The sequence below is a fragment of the Pseudomonas sp. 65/3-MNA-CIBAN-0223 genome (genome assembly GCF_040310425.1).
GTDB lineage: Bacteria > Pseudomonadota > Gammaproteobacteria > Pseudomonadales > Pseudomonadaceae > Aquipseudomonas > Aquipseudomonas gregormendelii.
This window is the reverse complement of the sequence record NZ_JBEOPV010000134.1, coordinates 1-274: the sequence shown is the minus strand read 5'-3', so window position 1 is coordinate 274 and position 274 is coordinate 1. Positions and strand designations below refer to the sequence as shown.

The 274-nt window shown below is 60.9% G+C and carries 1 protein-coding gene; it reads left to right on the top strand.

Translation table 11 applies throughout. The features are described 5' to 3' along the window. On the top strand, nt 1-274 hold a 274-nt coding region (locus tag AAEZ09_RS28250; RefSeq protein ID WP_350601644.1), incomplete at both ends, for a hypothetical protein.

Genomic DNA, 274 nt, shown 5'->3' with positions numbered 1-274 from the left:
CCTACGAATACGACCGCCAAAACCGCCTCACCGCCGAACACCAAGGCTGGGGCACCCTGCGCTACGGCTACGACGCCTGCGGGCAACTGAAAAACCTGTGCCTGCCGGACAACAACCGCGTCACCTTCAACCACGATAAAGGCGGCCACCTCGCCACCGTCAAACTCAACGGAGAAGTGCTCACCTCACATCTCTTCAACAGCGGCCGCGAACACCAGCGCCAGCAAGGCCAACTGCTCAGCCACTACCACTACGACGATCAACACCGCCTGCA